The sequence below is a fragment of the Streptomyces sp. NBC_01257 genome (assembly GCF_035917255.1).
Classification (GTDB): domain Bacteria; phylum Actinomycetota; class Actinomycetes; order Streptomycetales; family Streptomycetaceae; genus Streptomyces.
Genome location: NZ_CP108472.1, coordinates 8,753,527 through 8,775,303 on the forward strand (window position 1 = coordinate 8,753,527; position 21,777 = coordinate 8,775,303).

General features: G+C 72.4%; 18 protein-coding genes. 12 read left to right on the forward strand and 6 right to left on the reverse strand.

The features are described from left to right. Positions 1 to 11: 11 nt before the first annotated feature. The 8 genes from OG408_RS38075 to OG408_RS38110 all read left to right on the forward strand — a co-directional run bounded on the left by OG408_RS38075 (position 12) and on the right by OG408_RS38110 (position 10,330). Positions 12 to 2,681, forward strand: coding sequence for a beta-N-acetylglucosaminidase domain-containing protein (locus tag OG408_RS38075; protein WP_326674064.1), 2,670 nt, complete (start codon positions 12 to 14; stop codon positions 2,679 to 2,681). Positions 2,682 to 2,854: 173 nt separating this feature from the next. Next, complete coding sequence (locus OG408_RS38080) at positions 2,855 to 3,823, forward strand: NADPH:quinone oxidoreductase family protein (RefSeq protein ID WP_285565579.1); 969 nt, start codon at positions 2,855 to 2,857, stop codon at positions 3,821 to 3,823. After that, complete coding sequence (locus OG408_RS38085) at positions 3,820 to 5,007, forward strand: acyl-CoA dehydrogenase family protein (RefSeq protein WP_326674066.1); 1,188 nt, start codon at positions 3,820 to 3,822, stop codon at positions 5,005 to 5,007. The genes OG408_RS38080 and OG408_RS38085 overlap by 4 nt, the downstream gene beginning before the upstream one ends. Beyond that, positions 5,004 to 6,122, forward strand: a complete 1,119-nt coding sequence (locus OG408_RS38090) for an acyl-CoA dehydrogenase family protein (protein WP_285565577.1) — start codon at positions 5,004 to 5,006, stop codon at positions 6,120 to 6,122. Before OG408_RS38085 ends, OG408_RS38090 begins: the two co-directional genes overlap by 4 nt. A 317-nt stretch (positions 6,123 to 6,439) precedes the next feature. Then, positions 6,440 to 7,327, forward strand: a complete 888-nt coding sequence (locus OG408_RS38095) for a phosphatidylinositol-specific phospholipase C/glycerophosphodiester phosphodiesterase family protein (RefSeq protein ID WP_326674068.1) — start codon at positions 6,440 to 6,442, stop codon at positions 7,325 to 7,327. 108 nt (positions 7,328 to 7,435) lie between these two features. Continuing rightward, complete coding sequence (locus OG408_RS38100) at positions 7,436 to 7,630, forward strand: hypothetical protein (RefSeq protein WP_285565575.1); 195 nt, start codon at positions 7,436 to 7,438, stop codon at positions 7,628 to 7,630. Between the two features lie 228 nt (positions 7,631 to 7,858). Beyond that, positions 7,859 to 8,584 (forward strand): hypothetical protein, encoded by a 726-nt coding sequence (locus OG408_RS38105; RefSeq protein WP_326674069.1) that lies wholly within the window; start codon positions 7,859 to 7,861, stop codon positions 8,582 to 8,584. Between the two features lie 147 nt (positions 8,585 to 8,731). After that, positions 8,732 to 10,330, forward strand: coding sequence for a hypothetical protein (locus tag OG408_RS38110; RefSeq protein ID WP_442806105.1), 1,599 nt, complete (start codon positions 8,732 to 8,734; stop codon positions 10,328 to 10,330). A gap of 81 nt (positions 10,331 to 10,411) precedes the next feature. On the opposite strand, the gene OG408_RS38115 is transcribed toward OG408_RS38110, so the two are convergent. Further along, a complete protein-coding gene (locus tag OG408_RS38115) occupies positions 10,412 to 10,729 on the reverse strand; it encodes a hypothetical protein (protein ID WP_326674070.1) in 318 nt (105 codons plus the stop codon). A 368-nt stretch (positions 10,730 to 11,097) separates the two neighbouring features. Here OG408_RS38115 and OG408_RS38120 point away from each other — a divergent pair, with 368 nt between their 5' ends. Both OG408_RS38120 and OG408_RS38125 read left to right on the forward strand, forming a co-directional pair. Beyond that, on the forward strand, positions 11,098 to 12,495 hold the full coding sequence (locus OG408_RS38120; protein ID WP_326674072.1) for an APC family permease: 1,398 nt from the start codon (positions 11,098 to 11,100) through the stop codon (positions 12,493 to 12,495). A gap of 78 nt (positions 12,496 to 12,573) precedes the next feature. Further along, entirely contained in the window at positions 12,574 to 13,410 is an 837-nt protein-coding gene (locus tag OG408_RS38125; RefSeq protein ID WP_326674074.1) for a PepSY domain-containing protein, read from the forward strand. An 82-nt stretch (positions 13,411 to 13,492) separates the two neighbouring features. Here the strand turns inward: OG408_RS38125 and OG408_RS38130 are convergent, their stop codons facing one another. The 3 genes from OG408_RS38130 to OG408_RS38140 form a co-directional block, all read right to left on the reverse strand. Then, positions 13,493 to 15,400, reverse strand: a complete 1,908-nt coding sequence (locus OG408_RS38130; RefSeq protein WP_326674075.1) for an ABC transporter ATP-binding protein — start codon at positions 15,398 to 15,400, stop codon at positions 13,493 to 13,495. A gap of 138 nt (positions 15,401 to 15,538) precedes the next feature. Then, positions 15,539 to 16,969 carry an ATP-binding protein gene (locus tag OG408_RS38135; RefSeq protein ID WP_285565569.1) on the reverse strand — a complete coding sequence of 477 codons (1,431 nt, stop codon included), beginning with the start codon at positions 16,967 to 16,969 and terminating at the stop codon, positions 15,539 to 15,541. Then, a complete protein-coding gene (locus tag OG408_RS38140) occupies positions 16,966 to 18,624 on the reverse strand; it encodes an FAD-dependent oxidoreductase (RefSeq protein ID WP_326674078.1) in 1,659 nt (552 codons plus the stop codon). Before OG408_RS38140 ends, OG408_RS38135 begins: the two co-directional genes overlap by 4 nt. A 187-nt stretch (positions 18,625 to 18,811) precedes the next feature. Between OG408_RS38140 and OG408_RS38145 the strand changes: the two genes are divergently transcribed. Together OG408_RS38145 and OG408_RS38150 are read left to right on the forward strand one after the other, a co-directional pair. Continuing rightward, positions 18,812 to 18,973 (forward strand): hypothetical protein, encoded by a 162-nt coding sequence (locus OG408_RS38145; RefSeq protein ID WP_285565567.1) that lies wholly within the window; start codon positions 18,812 to 18,814, stop codon positions 18,971 to 18,973. Between the two features lie 217 nt (positions 18,974 to 19,190). Continuing rightward, entirely contained in the window at positions 19,191 to 21,074 is a 1,884-nt protein-coding gene (locus OG408_RS38150) for an ATP-binding SpoIIE family protein phosphatase (protein ID WP_405406844.1), read from the forward strand. A gap of 19 nt (positions 21,075 to 21,093) precedes the next feature. On the opposite strand, the gene OG408_RS38155 is transcribed toward OG408_RS38150, so the two are convergent. Both OG408_RS38155 and OG408_RS38160 read right to left on the reverse strand, forming a co-directional pair. Continuing rightward, the gene (locus tag OG408_RS38155) at positions 21,094 to 21,237 is read right to left on the reverse strand and encodes a hypothetical protein (RefSeq protein WP_326674079.1); all 144 of its coding nucleotides are present in this window, start codon (positions 21,235 to 21,237) and stop codon (positions 21,094 to 21,096) included. Positions 21,238 to 21,254: 17 nt separating this feature from the next. After that, a complete protein-coding gene (locus OG408_RS38160) occupies positions 21,255 to 21,776 on the reverse strand; it encodes a threonine/serine exporter family protein (protein WP_326674080.1) in 522 nt (173 codons plus the stop codon). Between the last annotated feature and the right edge of the window lies 1 nt (position 21,777).

A 21,777-nucleotide genomic window follows, 5' to 3' on the forward strand; every position in this document is an offset into this window, starting at 1 on the left:
ATGGAGGATCTGTGACGCCTCGCCCACCCCGCCTCACCGCACTCGCCGCGGCGGCCGCCCTGCTCGCCGGCGGTCTGCTGACCACCGTGCCGTCCGCCCAGGCGGCCGGTGGCAGCCCGGCCGGCCCCTCGGCCAAGGCCCGGGAAACCCCGGCCATCACCCCGACCCCGCAGTCCGTGAAGAACCGGACGGACCGGATCGTGATCACTCCCACCGTCACCCTGGTCACCGGGGCGACGCCCGACGGGCCGACGCTCGACGTGGTGGAGACGGCCCTGCGCAAGGCCGGCGCACGGCACGTCGTCCGCGCCACACGGCCGGCCCGCAACGGCCTGAACGTCTACATCGGCGACCCCGGCGCCCTCGCCGCCCAGAAGCTCGAAGGGCCGTCGGAGCTGCCCGCCGACGGATACGTCCTCGGTATCGGGGCGGACCGCATCGTCCTCGCGGGCAAGGACGCCACCGGCACCTTCTACGCCGCCCAGACCCTGCGCCAGGTGCTGCCGCAGCGGAAGCAGCCGGGCGGCAAGGTCGCCGGACTCGCGGTGCGCGACTGGCCGGGAACCGCGCTGCGCGGTGTCATCGAGGGCTTCTACGGCACTCCGTGGTCCCACGAGGCCCGCCTCGACCAGCTGGACTACTACGGCGAGCACAAGATGAACATCTACGTGTACTCGCCCAAGGACGACGCCTACCTCCGCGAGAAGTGGCGTGATCCCTACCCCGCCGAGCAGCTGGCCCAGATCAAGGAGCTCGCGGACGAGTCGGTCGAGCAGCACGTCGACTTCACCTACGCGCTCTCGCCCGGTCTTTCGGTCTGCTACAGCTCCGACGAGGACGCCGAGGCGCTCGTGGCCAAGTTCCAGACGATCTGGGACATCGGCGTCCGCACCTTCGCCGTGCCGCTGGACGACATCAGCTACACCGACTGGAACTGCGACGCCGACAAGGCGAAGTGGGGGACCGGCGGCGGTGCGGCCGGCGCCGCGCAGGCGTACCTGCTGAACCGGGTCAACAAGGAGTTCATCGCCACCCATCCCGGTGCCGAACCGCTCCAGATGGTGCCCACCGAGTACTACGACGTGACCCCGTCCCCGTACAAGACGGCTCTCTCCCAGCAGCTGGACCCGGACGTGGTCGTCGAGTGGACCGGTGTCGGAGTGGTCGCCCCGACCATGACGGTCGCTCAGGCCGACGCCGCCCGCGAGGTGTTCGGGCACCCGATCCTGACCTGGGACAACTACCCGGTCAACGACTACGCGACCGACCGCCTGCTGCTCGGTCCGTTCAACGGCCGCGAGAAGGGGCTCCCCGGCCGGCTGGCCGGGATCACCGCCAACCCGATGATCCAGCCGTACGCCTCGAAGCTGTCGCTGTACACCGTCGCGGACTACGCCTGGAACGACGCGGCGTACGACCCGCGCACCTCGTGGGGGAGGGGGCTCAAGGAGTACGCGGGCGGCGACCCGCGTACGGAGCGGGCGCTGCGCGCCTTCGCCGACGCCAACTACAGCTCGGCGCTCAACAAGGAAAAGGCGCCGGAACTCGCCGCGGAGTTCGCCCGGTACTGGAAGTCCGGTGACGCCAGGCGCCTCACCTCGGTGCTCACCGACCTGGGCGCCGCCCCGGCCCGGCTGCGGGCCGGCCTTCCGGACCGGGGCTTCGCCGAGGACGCGGGCCCCTGGCTGGACGCCACCGAGGCCTGGGCCTCCGCGTCGGGCACCGCCCTGCGCATGGTCGAGGCGGCCAGGGCCGGGGACGGCGCCCGGGCCTGGGAGCTCCGTCAGCAACTGCCCGCACAGGTCGAGCACGCCACGTCGTTCACGTACACCGGTCTGGACGGCCGCAAGGTGCCGGTCCACGTCGGTGACGGGACGCTGGACGGGTTCGTCGACGCGGCCACCGCCGAGTACGACCGGATCCTCGGCGTGAGCGGCCGGCCCACCGCGTCGACGAACCTCGGCACCTACCAGAGCAACACCGTCGCCCGCGTCCTCGACGGCGACGACTCCACCTACTTCTGGAGCGACGGGGCACCCGCCGCGGGCGACCAGCTCACCGTCGACCTCGGCGAGGCCAGGGACATCGGCCAGGTCACCCTCGCCATGGCCAAGCCGGGCAGCACGGACGACTACCTCCACGCGGGGGTGCTGGAGTACTCGGCGGACGGGCAGAACTGGACCACGCTCACCGAGTTCTCCGAGAAGCCGGACGTCACCGCGACCGTGCCCGCCGGCACCGAGGCCCGCTATGTCCGGGCCCGCGCGACCGCCGGACAGGGCAGCTGGGTCGTCGTCCGCGAGTTCACCGTCGCGACCACGGACGGTGAGATCACGGGCAACCCGCCCGCCGCCGCCGGATCCGCGCTGCGCTCGGCCGCCGACGGCGACCCGGGCAGCGTGTACAGCGCCGCGCGGGCACCCGAGGCCGGCGAATCGCTCCAGGTGGATCTCGTCGCCGCGCGCCCGGTCGGCTCCGTCACGGTTCTCCGGCCGGACGGTCCCGGGGCGGCGGCCGACATCCAGCTGCGGGGCGCGGACGGGAGCTGGCAGACCGTCGGCGCGCTCGACGGCCCGTACACGCGGGTCGGCACGGCCGGCCGGACCGCCGACGCGGTGCGTCTCCTCTGGAGCACCGGCTCGGCGGCGCCCCGGATCGCGGAGGTCGTGATCGGGAAGTAGGAGCCTCGTTCCACCGTGCGCCCGGCGCCGCCGCACCTTCCGGGGAGGGGCCGGGCGCACAGCCGTGCCGGGTCCGGCCGAATCGGTGGGCACGGATTGTTCCCACAGTGGCAAGCGACCGCTTAGTATGCCCGGGAGCAGTGGTAATGCCGACAGTGTTGTGGAGGCCCCTCATGCAGGCATGGCGAGTGCACCGGAACGGCGAGCCGAGCGAGGTGATGCGGCTCGAAGAGACGGACCGGCCGACGCCCGGCGACGGGCAGGTGCTCATCGAGGTGCTCGCGGCGAACATAAACTTCCCCGACGCGCTGCTCTGCCGCGGCCAGTACCAGGTGCGGCCCCCGCTGCCCTTCACCCCGGGTGTGGAGATCTGCGGCCGGACCGAGGACGGGCGCCGGGTGCTCGCCACCCCCGCCCTGCCGCACGGGGGGTTCGCCCAGTACGTCGTCGCCGACGAGGCGGCGCTGCTGCCGGCACCCGAGGCCCTGGACGACGCCGAGGCGGCGGCCCTGCACATCGGCTACCAGACCGGCTGGTTCGGCCTGCACCGCAGGGCGCACCTCCAGGCCGGTGAGACGCTGCTCGTCCACGCGGCAGCCGGAGGCGTCGGAAGCGCGGCCGTGCAGCTGGGGAAGGCCGCGGGCGCCACCGTCATCGGTGTCGTCGGCGGAGCCGAGAAGGCCAAGACCGCCACCGAACTCGGCTGCGACCTGGTCATCGACCGGCGCACCGAGGACATCGTCGCCGCGGTCAAGGAGTTCACCGGCGGCCGCGGCGCCGACGTCGTGTACGACCCCGTCGGCGGCGACGCGTACGCCAAGTCCGTGAAGTGCATCGCCTTCGAGGGCCGGGTGATCGTCGTCGGCTTCGCCAGCGGTGTCATCCCCACCCCGGGGCTCAACCACGCCCTGGTGAAGAACTACTCGGTCCTCGGACTGCACTGGGGGCTGTACAACACCAAGGACCCGCAAGCGGTCCGGGACTGCCACGACGAACTCACCCGGCTCGCCGCCGAGGGCGTCATCAAGCCGCTCGTCAGCGAGCGGGTCGCGATGGACGGGGCGGCGGCCGCCGTGCAGCGCGTCGCCGACGGCACCAGCACCGGCCGCATCGTCGTCCTCCCGTCAGGAGCCGCCCGATGACCGCCCCCGACGCGGCCGAACTGCGCCGCCTCACCCGCGAACTGCTGGCCGAGCACCCCCCGGCCAGCACGGACCGCACCGACTTCCTCAAGGCGCGCTTCGACGCCGGACTCGCCTGGGTGCACTACCCGGCCGGGCTGGGCGGGCTCGACGCGCCGCGCTCCCTGCAGCCCGTCGTCGACGCCGAACTCGCCGCGGCGGACGCGCCGGACAACGACCCGCGCCGCATCGGCATCGGCCTGGGCATGGCCGCCCCGACCGTCCTCGGCTTCGGCACCGACGAGCAGAAGCAGCGCTTCCTGCGCCCCCTGTGGGTCGGCGAGGAGGTGTGGTGCCAGCTCTTCAGCGAGCCGGGCGCCGGCTCCGACCTGGCCGCCCTCGGCACACGTGCCGTGCGCGACGGCGAGCACTGGGTGGTCGACGGCCAGAAGGTATGGACGTCCAGCGCCCATGTGGCGCGCTGGGCGATCCTCATCGCCCGCACCGACCCGGACGTGCCCAAGCACCGCGGCATCAGCTACTTCATCTGCGACATGACCGACCCCGGCGTCGAGGTGCGGCCGCTGCGCCAGATCACCGGCGAGGCGGAGTTCAACGAGGTCTTCCTCACCGGAGTACGCATCCCCGACAGCCGCAGGCTCGGCCCGGTCGGTGAGGGCTGGAAGGTCGCGCAGACGACGCTCATGAACGAGCGCGTCTCCATCGGCGGATCCCGCATCCCGCGCGAGGGCGGCATGATCGGCCCGGTCTCCCGGACCTGGCGCGAACGCCCCGAACTGCGCACCCACGACCTGCACCAGCGCCTGCTGACCCTCTGGGTCGAGGCCGAGGTCGCCCGGCTCGCGGGCGAACGGCTGCGCCAGCAGCTCGTCGCCGGACAGCCCGGCCCCGAGGGCTCCGGCATGAAACTGGCCTTCGCCCGCCTCAACCAGGAGATCAGCGGCCTCGAAGTGGAACTCCTCGGCGACGAGGGGCTGCTGTACAGCGACTGGACCATGCGCCGCCCCGACCTCGTCGACTTCACCGGCCGCGACGCCGGCTACCGCTACCTCCGCTCCAAGGGCAACTCCATCGAGGGCGGCACCAGCGAGGTACTGCTCAACATCGTCGCCGAACGGGTGCTCGGTCTGCCCTCCGAGCCGCGCAACGACAAGGACGTCGCCTGGAAGGACCTCTCCCGATGACCGCACAGCCCGCCACGAGCCGGACACCCGATCTGCTGTACTCGGAGGCTGAGGAGGATCTGCGGGCAGCGGTCCGCTCGCTGCTCGCCGACCGGGCCGACGCGCCGACGGTCATCGCCGGCACCGAGTCCGACACGCCGTACGACGCGCAGCTCTGGAAGGCCCTCGCCGCCGACATCGGCGCCGCAGGGCTGCTGGTGCCCGAGAAGCTCGGCGGACAGGGGGCCGGTCACCGCGAGGCCGCCGTCGTCATCGAGGAACTCGGCCGCAGCGTCGCCCCCGCGCCCTACCTGACCAGCTCCGTCGTCGCCACCGAGACGCTCCTGGCGCTCGGCGCCGAGGAAGGACCGGTGGCGGAACTCCTCGCCGGCCTCGCGGCGGGCCGCAAGGTCGCGGTGCTCGCCGTCCCCTTCTCCGCCTCGGCGTCCGGCACGCCGGTGGTGACCGCTGCCCTGGACGGAACACTCGGTCCGGTCGCCGACGCGGCCGCCGCCGACGTGTTCCTGGTGCCCACCACCGACGGCCTGTACGCGGTCGCCGCGGACGCGCCCGGTGTCGCCGTCCAGCCGCTCGTCCCGCTCGACCTCACCCGCCCGCTCGCCACGGTCACCCTGAGCGGGGCCACCGGAACGCTGCTCGCGGACGCCGGCGCGGCGCGGGCCGCGGTGGACCGGGGGCTGCTGGCCGGTGCCGGACTGCTCGCCTCCGAACAGCTCGGACTCGCCGAGTGGTGCCTGACCGAGACGGTCCGCCACACCCGGGAGCGGCACCAGTTCAACCGGCCGATCGGCTCCTTCCAGTCGCTCAAGCACCGGATGGCGCAGCTCTGGCTGGAGGTCGTATCGGCCCGGGCCGCGGCCCGCAACGCCGCCGACGCGCTGGCGACGGGCAGCCCCGACACGCCGTTGGCCGTGGCCGTCGCGCAGGCGTACTGCTCCAGGGTCGCCGTCCACGCGGCCGAGGAGTGCGTCCAGTTGCACGGCGGCATCGGGATGACCTGGGAGCACCCCGCGCATCTGTACCTGAAGCGCGCCAAGGCCGACGCGACCGCCTTCGGTACGGCGGGCCGTCACCGCGAGACCGTCGCCGGCCTGATGGAGCTCCCGGCGCCGTAACACCCGCCAGGACCCGGAGCGGGGGCACGTGCGGCAGGCGCACGTCCCCCCGCTCCGGCATGTCCGGGAACCGTGCGGACGTATCCCCGCTCCGGCACGTGCGGGACAGGTGCACATGCATCCCCGCTCCGTCGTGCCCGCGTCACGCGCGGGCGGCAGGACGGATCCCTGCGGATACGGCCAAGGCGGGCGGAACGCGGGCCGAAGAACGGGCGGCGAACGAGACAACTCTCCTCGTCCGCACACCCGTTGAGGCGTGAGGCTTCCATACTCGGTCGCGTCCCCCCGTCCGGCACGCCTCGCAACCGGGAGAATCCATGGCGTTCCCCACCCGCCGCCGCGTCGTCACCACCGCACTGGCCACCGCGGCCGCAGGCACCCTCCTGCCACTCCAGAGGGCCACCGCGAACGAAGCGCCCGCCACCGCCCCGCGTGCCCGGGGCCCGCGCCCCCTGCCCCGCGCGCACGCGCACAACGACTATCTGCACCCCCGCCCGCTCCACGACGCACTGGCCCGGGGATTCACCAGCGTCGAGGCGGACATCTTCCTCGTGGACGGCGAACTGCTGGTCGCCCACGAGGCCACCGGCCTCGACCCCGCCCGCACCCTCTCCGCGCTCTACCTCGACCCGCTCCTCGCCCGGGTCCGGGCCCACCACGGGACCGTGTTCCCCGGCGACCGCACACCGGTGCAGCTGCTGATCGACATCAAGACGGACGGCGCGGCCGCCTACGCGGAACTGGACCGCCAACTGCGCCGCCACCGGCAGATGCTGACCTCCTTCTCCGGCGGCCGGGTACGGCCCGGAGCCGTGACCGCCGTCGTCTCCGGCGACCGGGCTGCCCGTCCCCCGATGGAGGCCCAGCGCACCCGGTACGCCTTCTACGACGGCCGCTTGGAGGACCTCGGCACGGCGGCCACCGCCTCGTTCGTCCCGCTCATCAGCAGCAGCTGGACCGGGACCTTCGGCTGGCTGGGCGCCGGGCCGATTCCGCCCGCCGAACGGGACGCGCTGCGCGCGATCACCGCCGCCGCGCACCGGGCGGGGCAGCGGGTGCGGTTCTGGGCCACGCCCGATGTCCCGGGGCCCGAACGCGAGGCGCTCTGGGCCGAGCTCCTGGCGGCCGGGGTGGACCATCTCAACAGCGACGACCTCACGGGTCTCGCCCGCTTCCTGCGTACCCACGACCGGAACGCACGGTAGACGCAGGTCGTACCCGTTTGGCGTACACGCCAGTGCGCCGGATGGCTCCTCCGCTACGCCAAACTGACGGCGAATGCCGCAATTCCGGCGCGGCGGAGGAGGTTGGCCATGGCCATTTCGATCTCACTGGTGCTGCTTCTGCTGATCCTGGCGGTGATCTTCCTCCGCAGCGGCGGACTGAAGGTCTCGCACGCGCTGGTGTGCGCCCTGCTCGGGTTCTTCCTGGCGGGCACGAGCATGGCCCCCACCATCCAGGAGGGCCTCACCGCCACGGCCGACGTCGTCAGCAGCATCAGGCCCTGACCGGACGCCGGGACCGAACCGGGTGCGCAAACGCGCAGGACCGGTCCCGGACCGCACCGAGACATGATCATTACGGTCGGCCCGGTGCACCATGCGGTCTCCCGGGGTCCGCGGGCCCGCCGGTGTGCGACGGTCGGGTGGGGCGCGGAGCCGGGCCGGACCGCTGCCCCGCCCGGCGCGGGAACCGCCACCGGGTGCCGCACCGAGCCGGGCCCGGAGAGCGCAGCCATGTCATTTCCTCCTCCGGGACGCGATCCGGGCGCCGTTCATCACGAGCACTGCCACAGCGGCCGCTGCTGCCGGTGCCAGCAACGGCCCTGGACGAAGGCCGTCGGCGGTGAACGCCTCTGCGGGCTGTGCGCGTCCTGCTGCCGGGAGTGCGGCCGGGCGCCCGCCCCGCATCTGGACGGACTCGATCACGGACTCTGCGGTGACTGCCGAGGACTGTGCGGGCGCTGCGGAACGCCGCTCTCGGCCGACGGCGACTGCCGGTGCAGACAGTGGCAGCGGCCAGGGGCCGACCCGGTCGGCTATCTCCTGCACGCGCTTCCGCCGCCGCTCGCGCGGGAGTTCACCGGCGGGTATCCGAACGAACTCGTCGCCCTGATCCGGCGGGAACTGGGCCGCCGCAGCCCCGACCAGCTCCTGGACCGGATGGAGCGCCGGTGGAACGCCCGCTGGTCCCACGCGCTCCACGAGAAGGACGAGGACGGGCGCAGGCGGCAGCCGATGGAGATCGCCGAGCGGCTGCTCCGGCCCGGGCGCTGCGACGGGCCGCAGTGCGAGGACGGCCGGCTGATCGCGGCCGACACCCCGTGTCCGTACTGCGCCCGGCCGCTGCACCGCTTCGTACCCGCCCAGGCGGACCGCGGCACCGCGTCGGACCGGGCCAGGGCCACGGCCGCCGCGATCCGGCGCGAGATGCTGGACCGCCGCACCGGCGGGCGGCGTTGAGACGCACCAGAGGCGCCGGGCATCACGCGGGCAACATTGCACCACCGTGAAGCGTCCATGAAACGCCCTGCATTTCCATGGACACCTCAAGGACCTCGCCCTAGCGTCGGGCGGCGGCGCGACCCCCGCCCCCGACCGAGGAGTCCGATGTCCCCGCTGTCCCCGCTGTCCAGAAGTGGACCTCTGCGCGCACTGGTACTGGCACTGGCCCTCTGCGCCACGACGCTCATGGTGTCCGGCACACCGGCCGCCGCGGCCGACATACCCCGGGCCCCCGGGCACCGGCTGGTCAGTGACTACGAGGGCGGCCCGGCCACGGCCGTGCCCGTGCCCGGACAGGCCCCGCCCCAGCATCCCTTCCTCGCGCCCAACGGCCGCAGCGGCATGCACGCCGACGCGGCCGGCAGCGGCACCCACCCGTACTCGGGGCCGCTCGGCCGCAGCCCCGAGGTCAGCAGCGAACAGATCGCGCCCCTGGGCGGCGAGTGCGCCACCGCCACCTTCGACGCGGCGGGCCGGCTGATCACGGTGTGCGGCACGTTCACCGGGTTCCTCCTCAAGCTCCTGGACCCGCGCACCCTCGACACCCTCGCCGAGTACGCACTGCCGCAGCGCTCCTCGACCGTCGAGGCCATCACCCGGCTCGACTTCTCGAAGATCTTCAAGGACACCTCGGGCGGCGCCTACTTCTACCTCGACGACCAGGACCGCGTCGTCCTCGCCGACTCGCGCCAGCACATCCAGCGCATCGCCCACGGGCAGGCCGCCGACGGCAGCTGGCACTTCACCGTCGTCGACGACTGGGACCTCACCGCGCAGGTGCCGCACGACTGCGTCAGCTGGACGAACCTCTACCCGAGTGGCACCTGCGACCCCGTCACCTCCGTCATGCCCGACTGGCAGGGCCGCATCTGGTGGGTGACCAGGCTGGGCCGGGTCGGCACGGTCGACCCGCGGACCTCCGCCGTGCGCTCCGTCCAGCTCACCGGCGAGGAGATCCAGAACTCCTTCTCCGTCGCCGAGGACGGCGTCTCCATCGTCACCGACCACGCCCTCTACAGCTTCGCGGCGACGGCCGACGGCACCCCGCACATCCAGTGGCGGCAGACGTACGACCGGGGGACCGGCACCAAACCCGGCTCGGTCAACCAGGGTTCGGGCACCACGCCCGACCTCTTCGGTGACGGGGACGACTACGTCGCCATCACCGACAACGCCGACGACCGGATGAACGTCCTCGTCTACCGCCGGGCCCCGGGCGTCCCCGACGACCAGCGGCTCGTCTGCAAGGTCCCGGTCTTCGGCTCCGAAGCCTCCACCACCGACAACTCCATGATCAGCTGGGGCAACAGCCTCGTCGTCGAGAACAACTACGGCTACGAGAACGTCACCACGCTGCTCCTCGGCCGCAGCGTCGTCGGCGGCGTCGCCCGCATCGACGTACGGCCCGACGGCAGCGGCTGCGACACGGTCTGGAACAGCGCCGTCCGCTCACCCTCCACGGTGCCCAAACTCTCCACCGCCAACGGTCTGCTCTACTTCTACGAGAAGCAGCCCAACATCCTCGGCATCGACGCCTGGTACCTCACCGCCGTCGACTACCGCACCGGGCAACGCCGCTGGACGAAACTCACCGGCACCGGACCCTCGTACGACAACAACTGGGCGCCGGTCACCATCGGCCCCGACGGGACGGCGTACGTGGGCGTCTTCAACGGCATCGTGGCGGTCCGCGACACCGGCTGACCCCGTGTCCCGAGCGCGGCCGTCTCCGGACCGACGAAGGGCCCGTACACACGCGTGTACGGGCCCTTCGTCGTCGCGCCGTTACTCCGTGGCCGCTTCGCCCGCCGCGACGTCGGGGCCGGAGTGACCGGTCGGGACCGTGGCCGCCGAGCCCTGCCTGACCGCTTCCACCGCGGCCTCGTGCAGCGTACGGCTGGCTTCCTCCGACGGGCACGGAACGGGGCTGCCCGCCATCGTGAACCAGTCGGCCGCGTCGGTGTACTGCACGGTGATCTGCGCCGTGCCCTCGGCCCATGTGGTGTGCACGGTCAGGTCGCCGGACAGCGGCCCGACCTCTTCGGTGAGCACGCCGCCGTGCCCCGAATATATTCCGCGAGTCGTCCAGGACGCCCAGGTCATGCATCCAGGCTCGCACCAAAGCCCGCGGATCGCGACCCGCGGGCGGCAATTCCCGCGGACGCGGCGTCCGCAGGCCGGGCGCACGCGGCGCGACAGGGAACGGGCGGTGGATTTGAACGAAACTTTTCGCGCGCCCACCCTGCGGTTCCCGCAGGGGCCGATCCCGTTGTCCTGATGCGATCTTGATGACAAATCGTTGATCCCTGGCGCCGTGGCAACGAATTCCGAAGGAAATCTGCTATTGACCTGCGGAACGCGTCGGTATTGCATGACGCGCTGGGAGCACCGGAACCATCCAGCACACCCCGTCCGGAGGCGATACCGCTCCCGCGCTCAGAGACCGCACCTGTTGATCGGAACCCGACTCGATGACCGACACGCTCAGCGCTCCACAGGCGCTCGCCCCCGCGACCGGCCCCACCCCGCAGAAGCTCAAGCGTTCCATCGGCGTCGTCGGAGGGACCCTGCTCACGCTCTCCTGCGTGACTCCCGCCTCCACCCTCTTCGTGGTGGTGCCCGACCTGTTCTCCAGCCTCGGCACCTACACCGCGCTCACCATCGGCATCGGCTCGCTCCTCTGTATCGCGGTGGCGTTCTGCTACTCGGAACTGGGCACCCTCATCCCCAGCGCCGGCGGCGAGTACGCCATGGTGTCGACGATGGCGGGCAGGCTGGCGGGCTGGCTCGTGTTCGTGCTCTCCCTGCTCGTCGTGATGATCGTGCCGCCGGTCATCGCCATGGGGACCGCCGACTACCTGGCGCCGCTCGTGCACATCCCGGCCTCCGTCGCCGGGGCGGGCGTCATGCTGCTCGCCACCCTCGCGGGCCTCCTCGACCTGCGCGCCAACGCGTGGATCACCGGCGTCTTCCTCGTGCTGGAGGTGATCGCCGCCGGTGTGGTCGCCGTCCTCGGGTTCGCCCACTCCGAACGCGGCGCCTCCGCGCTGGTGCACGGCTCGGTTGCCGCCCCCGGCGGCACCAGCTCGACCGTCACCGCGATGATGGTCGTCTCCGGTCTCGCCATCGCTCTCTTCATCACGCAGGGCTTCTCCACGGCCGTCTACCTCTCGGAGGAGCTGGAGAACCCCCGGCGCAACGTCGCCCGCACCGTCCTCGCCACGCTCGCCATCTCGACGGCGGTCATCCTGGTCCCCGTCATCGCCATCACCGTCGGCGCCCCCGACCTCGCGGCCCTGACCTCCGGCGACCTCAGCGGCATGGTCGAGGCCTGGTCCAACTCGGCCGTGGGCACGTTCGTCAGCCTCTGCGTCGCCCTCGCCATCATCAACGCGGGCATCGTCATGGTCATCCAGAACTCCCGGGTGCTGTTCGCCTCCGCCCGCGACAAGGCCTGGCCGGCACCCGTCAACCAGGCACTGTCCCGGCTCGGCCGGTTCGGCTCGCCGTGGGTCGCGACGCTCCTCGTCGGCATTCCGGGCGCCGCCCTCTGCTTCGTCAACCTCGACACCCTGTACGGCGTCACAGGTGTCTCGGTCACCGCGATGTACCTGCTGGTGGCCGTCGCCGCGCTGCTCTGCCGGCGCGGCTCCCACCGCCACGCCCCCGCCTGGCGGATGCCGCTCTGGCCGGCGGTCCCGGTCCTGCTCATCGTCGTCCTCGCCTACATCCTGACCCAGCAGGAGACCGAGTACCTGCTCTGGACCGGCGGGATCACGGCGGTCGCCACGCTCTACTGGGCCCTCTACCTCAGGCCCCGGCGCGCGACCCGGTGGCTGGTCAGCATCCCCGAGGACGAGCAGTCCTGAAGCCGGTTCGTGGTTGATCGGGTGACTCCGGGCGGTGGGACGTCATGCCGGGACGGTGCGGCGGTTAGGCATGCCGGCATGACATGTGAACCCTCACCGAAGAAAACCGGCTTCCTCCGTACCCACCGCCTCCGCGCGGCCGGCGCCGCCGGCGTGCTGCTGGCCGCGGCGCTGCTGACCGGCTGCGGCCAGGACAGCGGCGGCACGTCGACGGGCACGGCTACCTCGGAAGCGGCGCGCGCCGTCCCGGAGCGGACGACCACCCCGTCGTCCGGTGCGAGCAAGAGCGCGTCGCCGACTGCCACGCTGACCGAGGACCAGAAGGACCGCAAGACCCTGCTCGGCGCCACGAAGATCACGTTCGACAAGGCCGTCACCACGGCCGAGGGCGCCGTCGCGGGCAGCAAGGTGATGGAACTCGACCTGCGCGGACCGGGGGAGTCGGACGACGACACCGACCGCGACGAGAGCGCCTCGCCCAGCGCGAGCGCCAGCACGAGCCCGTCCCCGAGCGGCACCAGCGCCTCGCCCAGCGCCTCGCCCAGTGCCTCGCCGGCCGCCACCGGCCCGGAGTGGGTCGCGGTCGTCGTCGCCAAGGACGGCACCGAGCACAACGTCCGCGTCGACGCCGTCTCCGGCAAGGTGATCCAGTCCACCGAGGACCCCGGTCAGGACGCCGAGGAGAAGAGCAAGCTGGCCGACCGGATGGCAGGGGCCAAGCAGACCGCGCAGCAGGCGGCGAAGGCCGCCACGGACAAGAAGAAGGGCACCGTCACCTCCCTCGACCTGGACGACAACGACAAGAACGTCCTGGTCTGGTCCGTGGATGTGGTCGACAAGGCGTGGAACGAGACCACGGTCGGCATCGACGCCGCCACCGGTGCCGTCACCGCCGAGGAGACCGACACCGACTGACCGTCCCCGCAGACCGCACGCACGAATGCCCCCGGTTCGCACGGACCGGGGGCATTCCTCTGCGTGCCGCACTACCCAGGACTCAGAGGGACTTCGCGTGTGCCCCGTCCTCTGCCCCGTCCGCCACCGCCGGCGCGTCGAACTGCGTCCGGTACAGCTCCTCGTACCGGCCGCCCGCAGCCAGCAGCTCCGTGTGGGTCCCGCGCTCGACCACCCGGCCCTCCTCGATGACGAGGATCAGATCGGCCGCCCGAACCGTCGACAGACGGTGGGCGATCACCACCGCGGTGCGTCCCTCCAGCGCCTCGGCCAGAGCCTCCTGCACCGCGGCCTCCGACGTGGAGTCGAGGTGCGCGGTCGCCTCGTCGAGGATCACCACACGCTGGCGGGCCAGCAGCAGCCGGGCGATCGTCAGCCGTTGCCGCTCACCGCCGGAGAGCCGGTAACCGCGCTCGCCCACGACCGTGTCGAGCCCGTCGGGCAGCGAGGCCACCAGACCGTCCAGCCGGGAGCGCCGCAGCGCGTCCCAGATCTCGTCCTCGCCGGCCCCGGGCCTGGCCAGGGTCAGATTGGCGCGCACCGACTCATGGAAGAGGTGCCCGTCCTGGGTGACCATGCCGAGCGTCTCGCGGATCGACTCGGCCGTCAGGTCGCGTACGTCCACGCCGCCCAGCCGCACCGCACCCGCATCGGCGTCGTACAGCCGCGGCAGCAGCTGCGCGATCGTCGACTTCCCCGCGCCGGACGAGCCGACCAGCGCGATCATCCGGCCGGGTTCGGCGCGGAAGGAGACCTCGTGCAGGACCTCCGTCCCGCCACGCGAATCGAGCGTAGCGACCTCCTCCAGGGAGGCGAGCGAGACCTTGTCGGCGGAGGGGTAGCCGAACGAGACACCGTCGAACTCGACGGACACCGGACCCTCCGGGACCTTCCGGGCGTCCGGCTTCTCGGCGATCAGCGGCTTCAGGTCCAGGATCTCGAAGACCCGCTCGAAGCTCACCAGCGCGCTCATCACCTCCACCCGGGCACCGGCCAGCGCCGTCAGCGGCGCGTACAGCCGGGTCAGCAGCAGGGCGAGGGAGACGACCGCGCCCGGTTCCAGACTGCCGCGCAGGGCGTAGTAGCCGCCGAGTCCGTAGACCAGCGCCAGCGCCAGCGCGGAGACCAGGGTGAGCGCCGTGATGAACGTGGACTGCGCCATGGCCGTACGGATACCGATGTCACGGACCCGGCTCGCTCGGGCGGCGAACTCCGCGGACTCGTCGGCGGGCCGGCCGAAGAGCTTGACGAGCGTGGCACCGGGGGCGGAGAAGCGCTCGGTCATCTGCGTGCCCATCGCGGCGTTGTGAGCGGCCGCCTCGCGCTGCATCCGCGCCATCCGGGAGCCCATCCGGCGGGCGGGCACCACGAAGACCGGCAGCAGGACCAGCGCGAGCAGGGTGATCTGCCACGAGATGGTCAGCATCACCGCCAGGGTCAGCAGCAGCGTCACCAGATTGGAGACCACCCCGGACAGGGTGTTGCTGAACGCCCGCTGCGCCCCGATCACGTCGTTGTTGAGCCGGCTCACAAGGGCGCCGGTCCGGGTCCGGGTGAAGAACGCGACCGGCATCCGCTGGACATGGTCGAAGACCGCGGTCCGCAGGTCCAGGATCAGACCCTCACCGAGCGTCGCCGACAGCAGCCGGGTCAGCAGGCCGAGACCCGCCTCCGCCACCGCGATCACGGCGATCAGCAGCGCGAGCCGGGTCACGGTGCCGCTGTCCTCGCCCTGCACGATCGCGTCGACGACATGGCCGGCCAGCACCGGCGTGGCCACGGCCAGCAGAGCCATCACGATGCTCAGCAGCAGGAAGCGCAGGAGCTGGCGGCGGCGGGGCCGGGCGAAGTCGGCGATCCGGCGCAGGGTGGCCCGGGAGAAGGGTCTGCGGTCCTGTTGGGCGTTCATCGCGCTGTGCAGCGATGACCAAGCGGTGACTTCCATACTCATGCGGTGCCTCCGGGGTGCGAAAAAGCCGACGCGGCTCCCGGTGGCCGGACGCGGACCGGGGGCGCAGACAGAACGCTAGGAGCTCAAGCGGACTTGAGGTCAACTGCTTTCCGGCCGCACCACACCCGGCGCAGGATCTCACGCCTCCTCGGGCGGCCCGATCGGCAGGCAGACCGTGAAACGCGTGTCTCCCGGCTCGGAGGTGACCCGGATGTCCCCGCGGTGCTTGTTGACGACGATGCGGTACGAGATGTCCAGGCCGAGACCCGTGCCCTCACCGACCGGCTTCGTGGTGAAGAACGGCTCGAAGATCCGGGGCCTGATCGCGTCCGGAATGCCCGTGCCGGTGTCCGCGACCTCGACGAACAGCCGGTCCTCGGCCCGCCAGGTCCGCAGGGTCAGCGTGCCCCCGTCGGGCATCGCGTCGAACGCGTTGACGATCAGGTTCGTCCAGACCTGGTTGAGTTCGGCCCCGTACGCGGACACGGGCGGCAGCTCGCGGTCGTACTCCCTGACCACCCGCACCCCGGCCGGGATCTTCGCCTGGAGCATCGTCAGGGTCGCGTCCAGCAGGGTGTGCACGTCGACGGTCTGCTGGGGTGCCCGGTCCAGCTGGGCGTACTGCTGGGCGGCGCCCACCAGCCCGGAGATACGCGTCACCGCGTCGTCGATCTCACCCATCAGCAGCTCCGTGTCCACGGTGTACGCCAGCCAGCGCACCGTAGGGACGAGATTGTCCGCGCCGACGGTGGTGGCGGCCGCGTCCAGCCACGGGACGCCGATGCCGGCGGAGACCAGGGTGGGGGCCAGCTCCCAGCCGCCCGCCACCCCGTGCTCCTCCAGCCAGTCGCCGACCGCGTCCTCGGCGTCGGCGGCGGCGAGAGCGGGCAGCGCGTCGGCCTCGCCCGCGCGTCGCACCGCGTCGTCCTGCAGCTCGACGAGACGGTGCAGTTCGGAGCCGTCCAGCCGGCCGTCGGCGATCATGGCGAGCTTGTGCCGCATCCCGGTCACCCGCTCCCGCAGCGCGGCGGTGGCCCGCACCGCGGCCGCCGCCGGGTTGTTCAGCTCATGCGTGAGCCCCGCCGACAGCGAGGCCAGCGCCAGCAGGCGTTCCCGCTCGTTGACGATCGCGTTGGCGGCCCGCGAACCGAAGAACAGCCCCTCCAGCAGATGCAGCGCCATCGGGAACCAGGTCCGCACCGCGTACGCGAACTCCTCGGCCGGCAGCACGAAGAACTCGGCGTCCGTGACCGCCCGCAGCGTGTGCGCGTACCGCTGCTCGACCCGGTCGCCCAGATAGGACCGGGTGGCACCGGCGTACACCCCGCGCTGATCCGTCCGGCTGACCTCCACGTCGTCGCCGTGCAGCACCCGGCTCAGCGCGATCGCCCCGCCGAGCAGTACGAAGAAGCACGTGGCGGCCTCGCCCTCCTCGTACACAGCCTCACCCGCCGGACGCTGTTCGGTGCGGCCGCGCTCCGCCAGCCAGCCCAGCTGCTCCTCACTGAGCTCCTCGAACAGGAACAGGGTCCGCAACCGCTCCGGCGACAGCCGGTCCGACTCGCTCACTGCGCCTCCAGATAGCGGTGCACCAGGGAGACCGCCATGGCTCCCTCGCCGACGGCCGACGCCACGCGCTTCACCGACGAGGAACGCACGTCCCCCGCCGCGAAGACACCCGGCACGCTCGACTCCAGGTGGTACGGATCGCGCGGCAGCCGCCAGCCGGCCGGACGCCCGCCCCCGGCCACCAGATCGGGACCGGTCACGACGAACCCCCGTGCGTCGCGCGTGACGACGCCCTCCAGCCACTGCGTACGCGGTTCGGCCCCGATGAAGACGAACAGCCACGAGGCCGGTACGGCGCGCTCCGTGCCGGACCGGCTGTCGCGCAAGGTGAGCTCCTGCAGATGCCCGTCGCCCGCACCGGCGCTCACCTCCGTCCACGGATGGACCTCGATGGTGTCGATGCCGTTGATCTGGTCGATCAGGTAGCTGGACATGGAGCGGGCCAGATCGCCCTGGCGGATCAGGATGTGGACCCGCCGCGCGTAGCGCGAGAAGTGCACCGCCGCCTGGCCCGCGGAGTTGGCCCCGCCGACGATGTACACGTCCTCGCCCGAACAGCTCGGCGCCTCCGTGACGGCGGAGCCGTAGAACACCCCCGCACCGGCGAACTCCGCCAGCCCGGGCGCGGTCAGCCGCCGGTAGGAGACCCCGGTCGCCAGCACCACCGTGTGCGCGGCGATCGAGCTCTCGGGGCCGAGCCGCAGGACCCGGCCCGCCCCGGCCGCCTCCAGGGCGACCGCCCGCTGCGCGCTCAGGATCTCCGCCCCGAACTTCAGCGCCTGCCGGCGGGCCCGGTCGGTGAGCTGGGAGCCGGAGACACCGTCCGGGAAGCCGAGGTAGTTCTCGATCCGGCTGCTCTGCCCGGCCTGACCGCCGGTCGCCCGCTCCTCCACCAGGACCGTCCGCAGCCCCTCCGACGCGCCGTACACGGCCGCCCCCAGGCCCGCGGGCCCGCCGCCGACCACCACCAGGTCGTAGAAGTCCGAGGACGGCACCGTGCTGAGGCCGACCTGCGCGGCCAGCTCCTGCTCGGTGGGGGAGACCAGCGGCTTCCCGTCCGGGGTGACGACCACCGGGACGTCTGCCGCGGAGAGCCCGGCCGCGGCGAGCAGCCCCTGCCCCTCCGGCTCGTCGGACAGCAGCCAGCGGTAGGGGACCAGATTGCGGGTCAGGAAGTCACGGACCGCGAACGACGGCGCCGACCAGCGGTGCCCCACCACCCGGGTCTGCGTCTCGCCCGGATCGGGAATGGCGTGCCAGGTCTCCAGCAGGCCGTCGATCACCGGGTACAGATGCTCCTCCGGCGGGCTCCACGGCTTGAGGAGGTAGTGGTCCAGGTCCACCACGTTGATCGCGTCGATCGCCGCCTCGGTGTCCGAGTACGCGGTCAGCAGCACCCGGCGGGCGAGCGGGAACAGGTCCATCGCCGCTTCCAGGAACTCGATGCCGTTCATGTGCGGCATGCGGTAGTCGGCGAGCAGGACGGCCAGCCGGTCGCCGCGCAGTTTGATCTCGCGCAACGCGTCGAGGGCGTCACTGCCGGAGAGCGACCGCACGATGCGGTAGCGCTCGCCGTACTGGCGCCGCAGGTCGCGGGCGACGGCGCGGGAGACCGCCGGGTCGTCGTCGACGGTCAGGATGGTCGGATTCGCCATGGTGCCCATCATTCCCGCAAGGACGGCGAAACGTCGGCCGAAGATCGGAGTCCGGACAGAACCGCAGGCCGGCCGGGGTGCGTGCCCACTACCCGGTGCCCTCCGCGGCGGAGATCGCGGACCACGTAGAATCGGCCCCTGTTTCCGGCCGAACCATGGCATACACAATCGATTGAGGCAGTGCGACGTGAGTTTCACCGACAGTACCGAGGCACCGATCTACGCCGGACTCGTGGAAGAACACGGGGATGTGCCGGCGGAGGTGCGCCGGGTGGCTGAGGAGACGCTGCGCGAGGCCGACCGGGCCATCGACTTCAGCGATGTGCGCAGGTCGGCGGCGTACCGGTAGCCCGGACCGCTCGCGCGGGGGAACCCCCGTCCCCGGCCTGACAGCGCCCCCGCACCGCGTCGGCGGCACCCTTCCCCGACGCCCGCCGGGCCTGTCGGCACCCGCCGGCGCACCCCCGCCGGCCCCCTGACCTCCCTTGCGGCGGCGGGGCACACGACCCCGTGCCCCGCCGCCGTCACGACGTCTCGTACTGCGGTCCCGGCTCTCCCGTCGGAGCATGGAACGAACAGTCGGCGACGACATCGGGACGAAGGGATGCCGGATGGGTGGTGAACGGGACGATCCGCCGCCGGACGCACTCGATGCCGAGCTGGGCCAGATCGACGCCCTGAACCGGATGGAGACACCCCGCCCCGGCTCCCCGGACGGGCAGGAACCATCGGGTCCTGGCCGGTCCGGACCCACGGGTGAGGACGGCAGGCGCCGCGACTCCCTGCTGCTCTCCGCCGGACACGCCGTCGCCGCGGCCGACTCGCTCGACGAGGCACTGAAGCTGGTGGCAGCGCTGTACGCCCCCGACTTCCCGCTGGACGGCCAGTGCGTGTTCGGCATCGGCGAGGGAAACCTGAACGTGCTGGGGCAGTACGGCTTCCGCCCCGGCGGCGCCGACCGCGGCTTCCGGATGACGCTGACGGCCGGCTACCCGGCCGCCGAGGTGGCCAGAACCGGACGCGCCGTCTATCTGTCCTCCACGGACGAGTACCGCCGCCGCTTCCCGGCCACCTGGCACCTCTCCGCCCGCAAGAAACGCGAGGCATGGGCCTTCCTGCCGCTGGTGACCGCCGGGCGGGTGACCGGCGTCTGGCTGACCGCCTTCCGTTCCCCCGTCGCCTTCACCGCCGCCGAACGCGCCCTGCTGACCATGACCGGACGGATGCTCGCCCAGGTACTCGAACGCGCCCGCGCCAGCAGGGCGGAGCTGGAACTCTCCCGCGGACTGCGCCGCAGCATGCGCACCGCGGGCCCCGCCCTGACCGGACTGAGCGTGGCGACGCGCTATGTGCCGACCGGGGGAGGGCTCATGGTCGGCGGGGACTGGTACGACAGCATCGACCTGCCCAACGGACGCCTCGCCCTGGTCATCGGCGACGTGCAGGGACACGACGTGCACGCCGCGGGGCTGATGGCCCAGCTGCGTACCGCCGTGCACGCCTACGCCGCCGAGGGACACGGCCCGGACGCCGTCCTCGCCAGGGCCTCGCGCTTCCTCACCACCCTCGACGAGGACCGGTTCGCCACCTGCCTCTACATCGAGGCCGACCCGTCCACCGGCGACCTGCACATCGCCCGGGCCGGACACCCGCATCCCGTCCTGCGCACCCCGGACGGCACCTGCCTGATCAAACACATCAGCGGCGGCCTGCCGCTCGGCCTGATGCCCGGCGAGGAGGACTACCCTGTCGACATCGTGCGGCTGCACGACGACGAGATCCTGATGCTGTGCACGGACGGGCTGATCGAGAACGGCGGCCACGACATGTACACCGGCTGGGTGCGGGTACGCGACGCGTTCTCGCCCGGCCCCGTCGACGACCTCGAGGGCATGGCCGACCGGCTGATGTCCGCCGTGCTCAGCCCCGGACCGGGGGCCGAGGGCGGCGCCACCACACGCGACGGCGACGACATCGCCCTGTTGCTCCTGCGCCGCGACTCCGGACAGCCGCGGGCGGAGGTCAGCCCCCGCAGGCTGATGCTGACCGTGGGCCAGCACCAGGCCGAGGGACTGGCCGAGGCCCGGGCCGAGCTGAAGGCCCTGCTGCACGACTGGGCACGGCCGGACCAGGTGGACACCGCGGTGCTCCTGGCGACCGAGCTCCTCGGCAACGTCCTCGTCCACACCGACCAGGACGGCGCCCTCAACGCGTACGTCACCGGCGAGGCCGGCCGGCGCCGGCTCCTCGTCGAGGTGATGGACCGCGGCGACGAACTGCCCCACCAGCGCGCCCCCGGTGAACTCGCCTCGTCCGGGCGGGGACTGATGCTGCTCGACATCCTGGCCGACCAGTGGGGCGTGCGCCCCGAACCCGAGGGCAAGACGGCCTGGTTCGCGCTCGCCGAAGTGCCCCCGGCGGACGCCGGCGACACCGCGGCGGCGGACTGACTCCGTACGGCCGGGCCGGTCAGCCGGCCCGGCCGGGCCGCTGGGCCGCCACCGCACCCACCAGGAGCCCCGCGGCGATCGCCGTCACGAGGGTCACGAGTTCGGTGAGATCGCGGAACCCCTCGACGGTGTCGCCGCCCGCCAGTGCCGTCAGACCGCGCATCCCCAGCGAACCGACCGTCAGCGTGAAGAAGCCCGGGAGCACGAGAATGTTGCGCCGGCGACCGTCGCCAGGACCGCGGTGCTGCCCACCTCGTACCAGGTCGGCTGCATCAACGGCGCGAAGCCGACCGAGAACAGGACGATGCCGATCAGCTTTGCCCACCAGGGATACGGGAGAGGGGACGAGGTGATGGCGGTGAGGCGGCGGTCGGCCTGCGCCACGTCCAGCCGGCCGGCCGCCACCTCGTGCAGGAACGGTTTGAGCGCTGCCATCCGGTCCATCCGGAAGACCTCGGGAAAGGCCCGCACCACCACCGTGGAGCTCCGGCCGTGCGAGGTCACGGCGACGGTGGCGGCATCCGGGAGCACGGCCAGGGTCGCCGTGCCGCCGAGTCCCCGGGCCACCGCGGCGACGGCCCCCTCGATCTGCTCGGCCCCCTCGCCGCTGGAGCCGAGCATCAGCCGGGTGAGCCGGCCGAGGAAGCCGGCCAGGTCGTCGTGCCCGGTCTCCCGCACGACGTCCGGCGGCCCCTCGGTCATC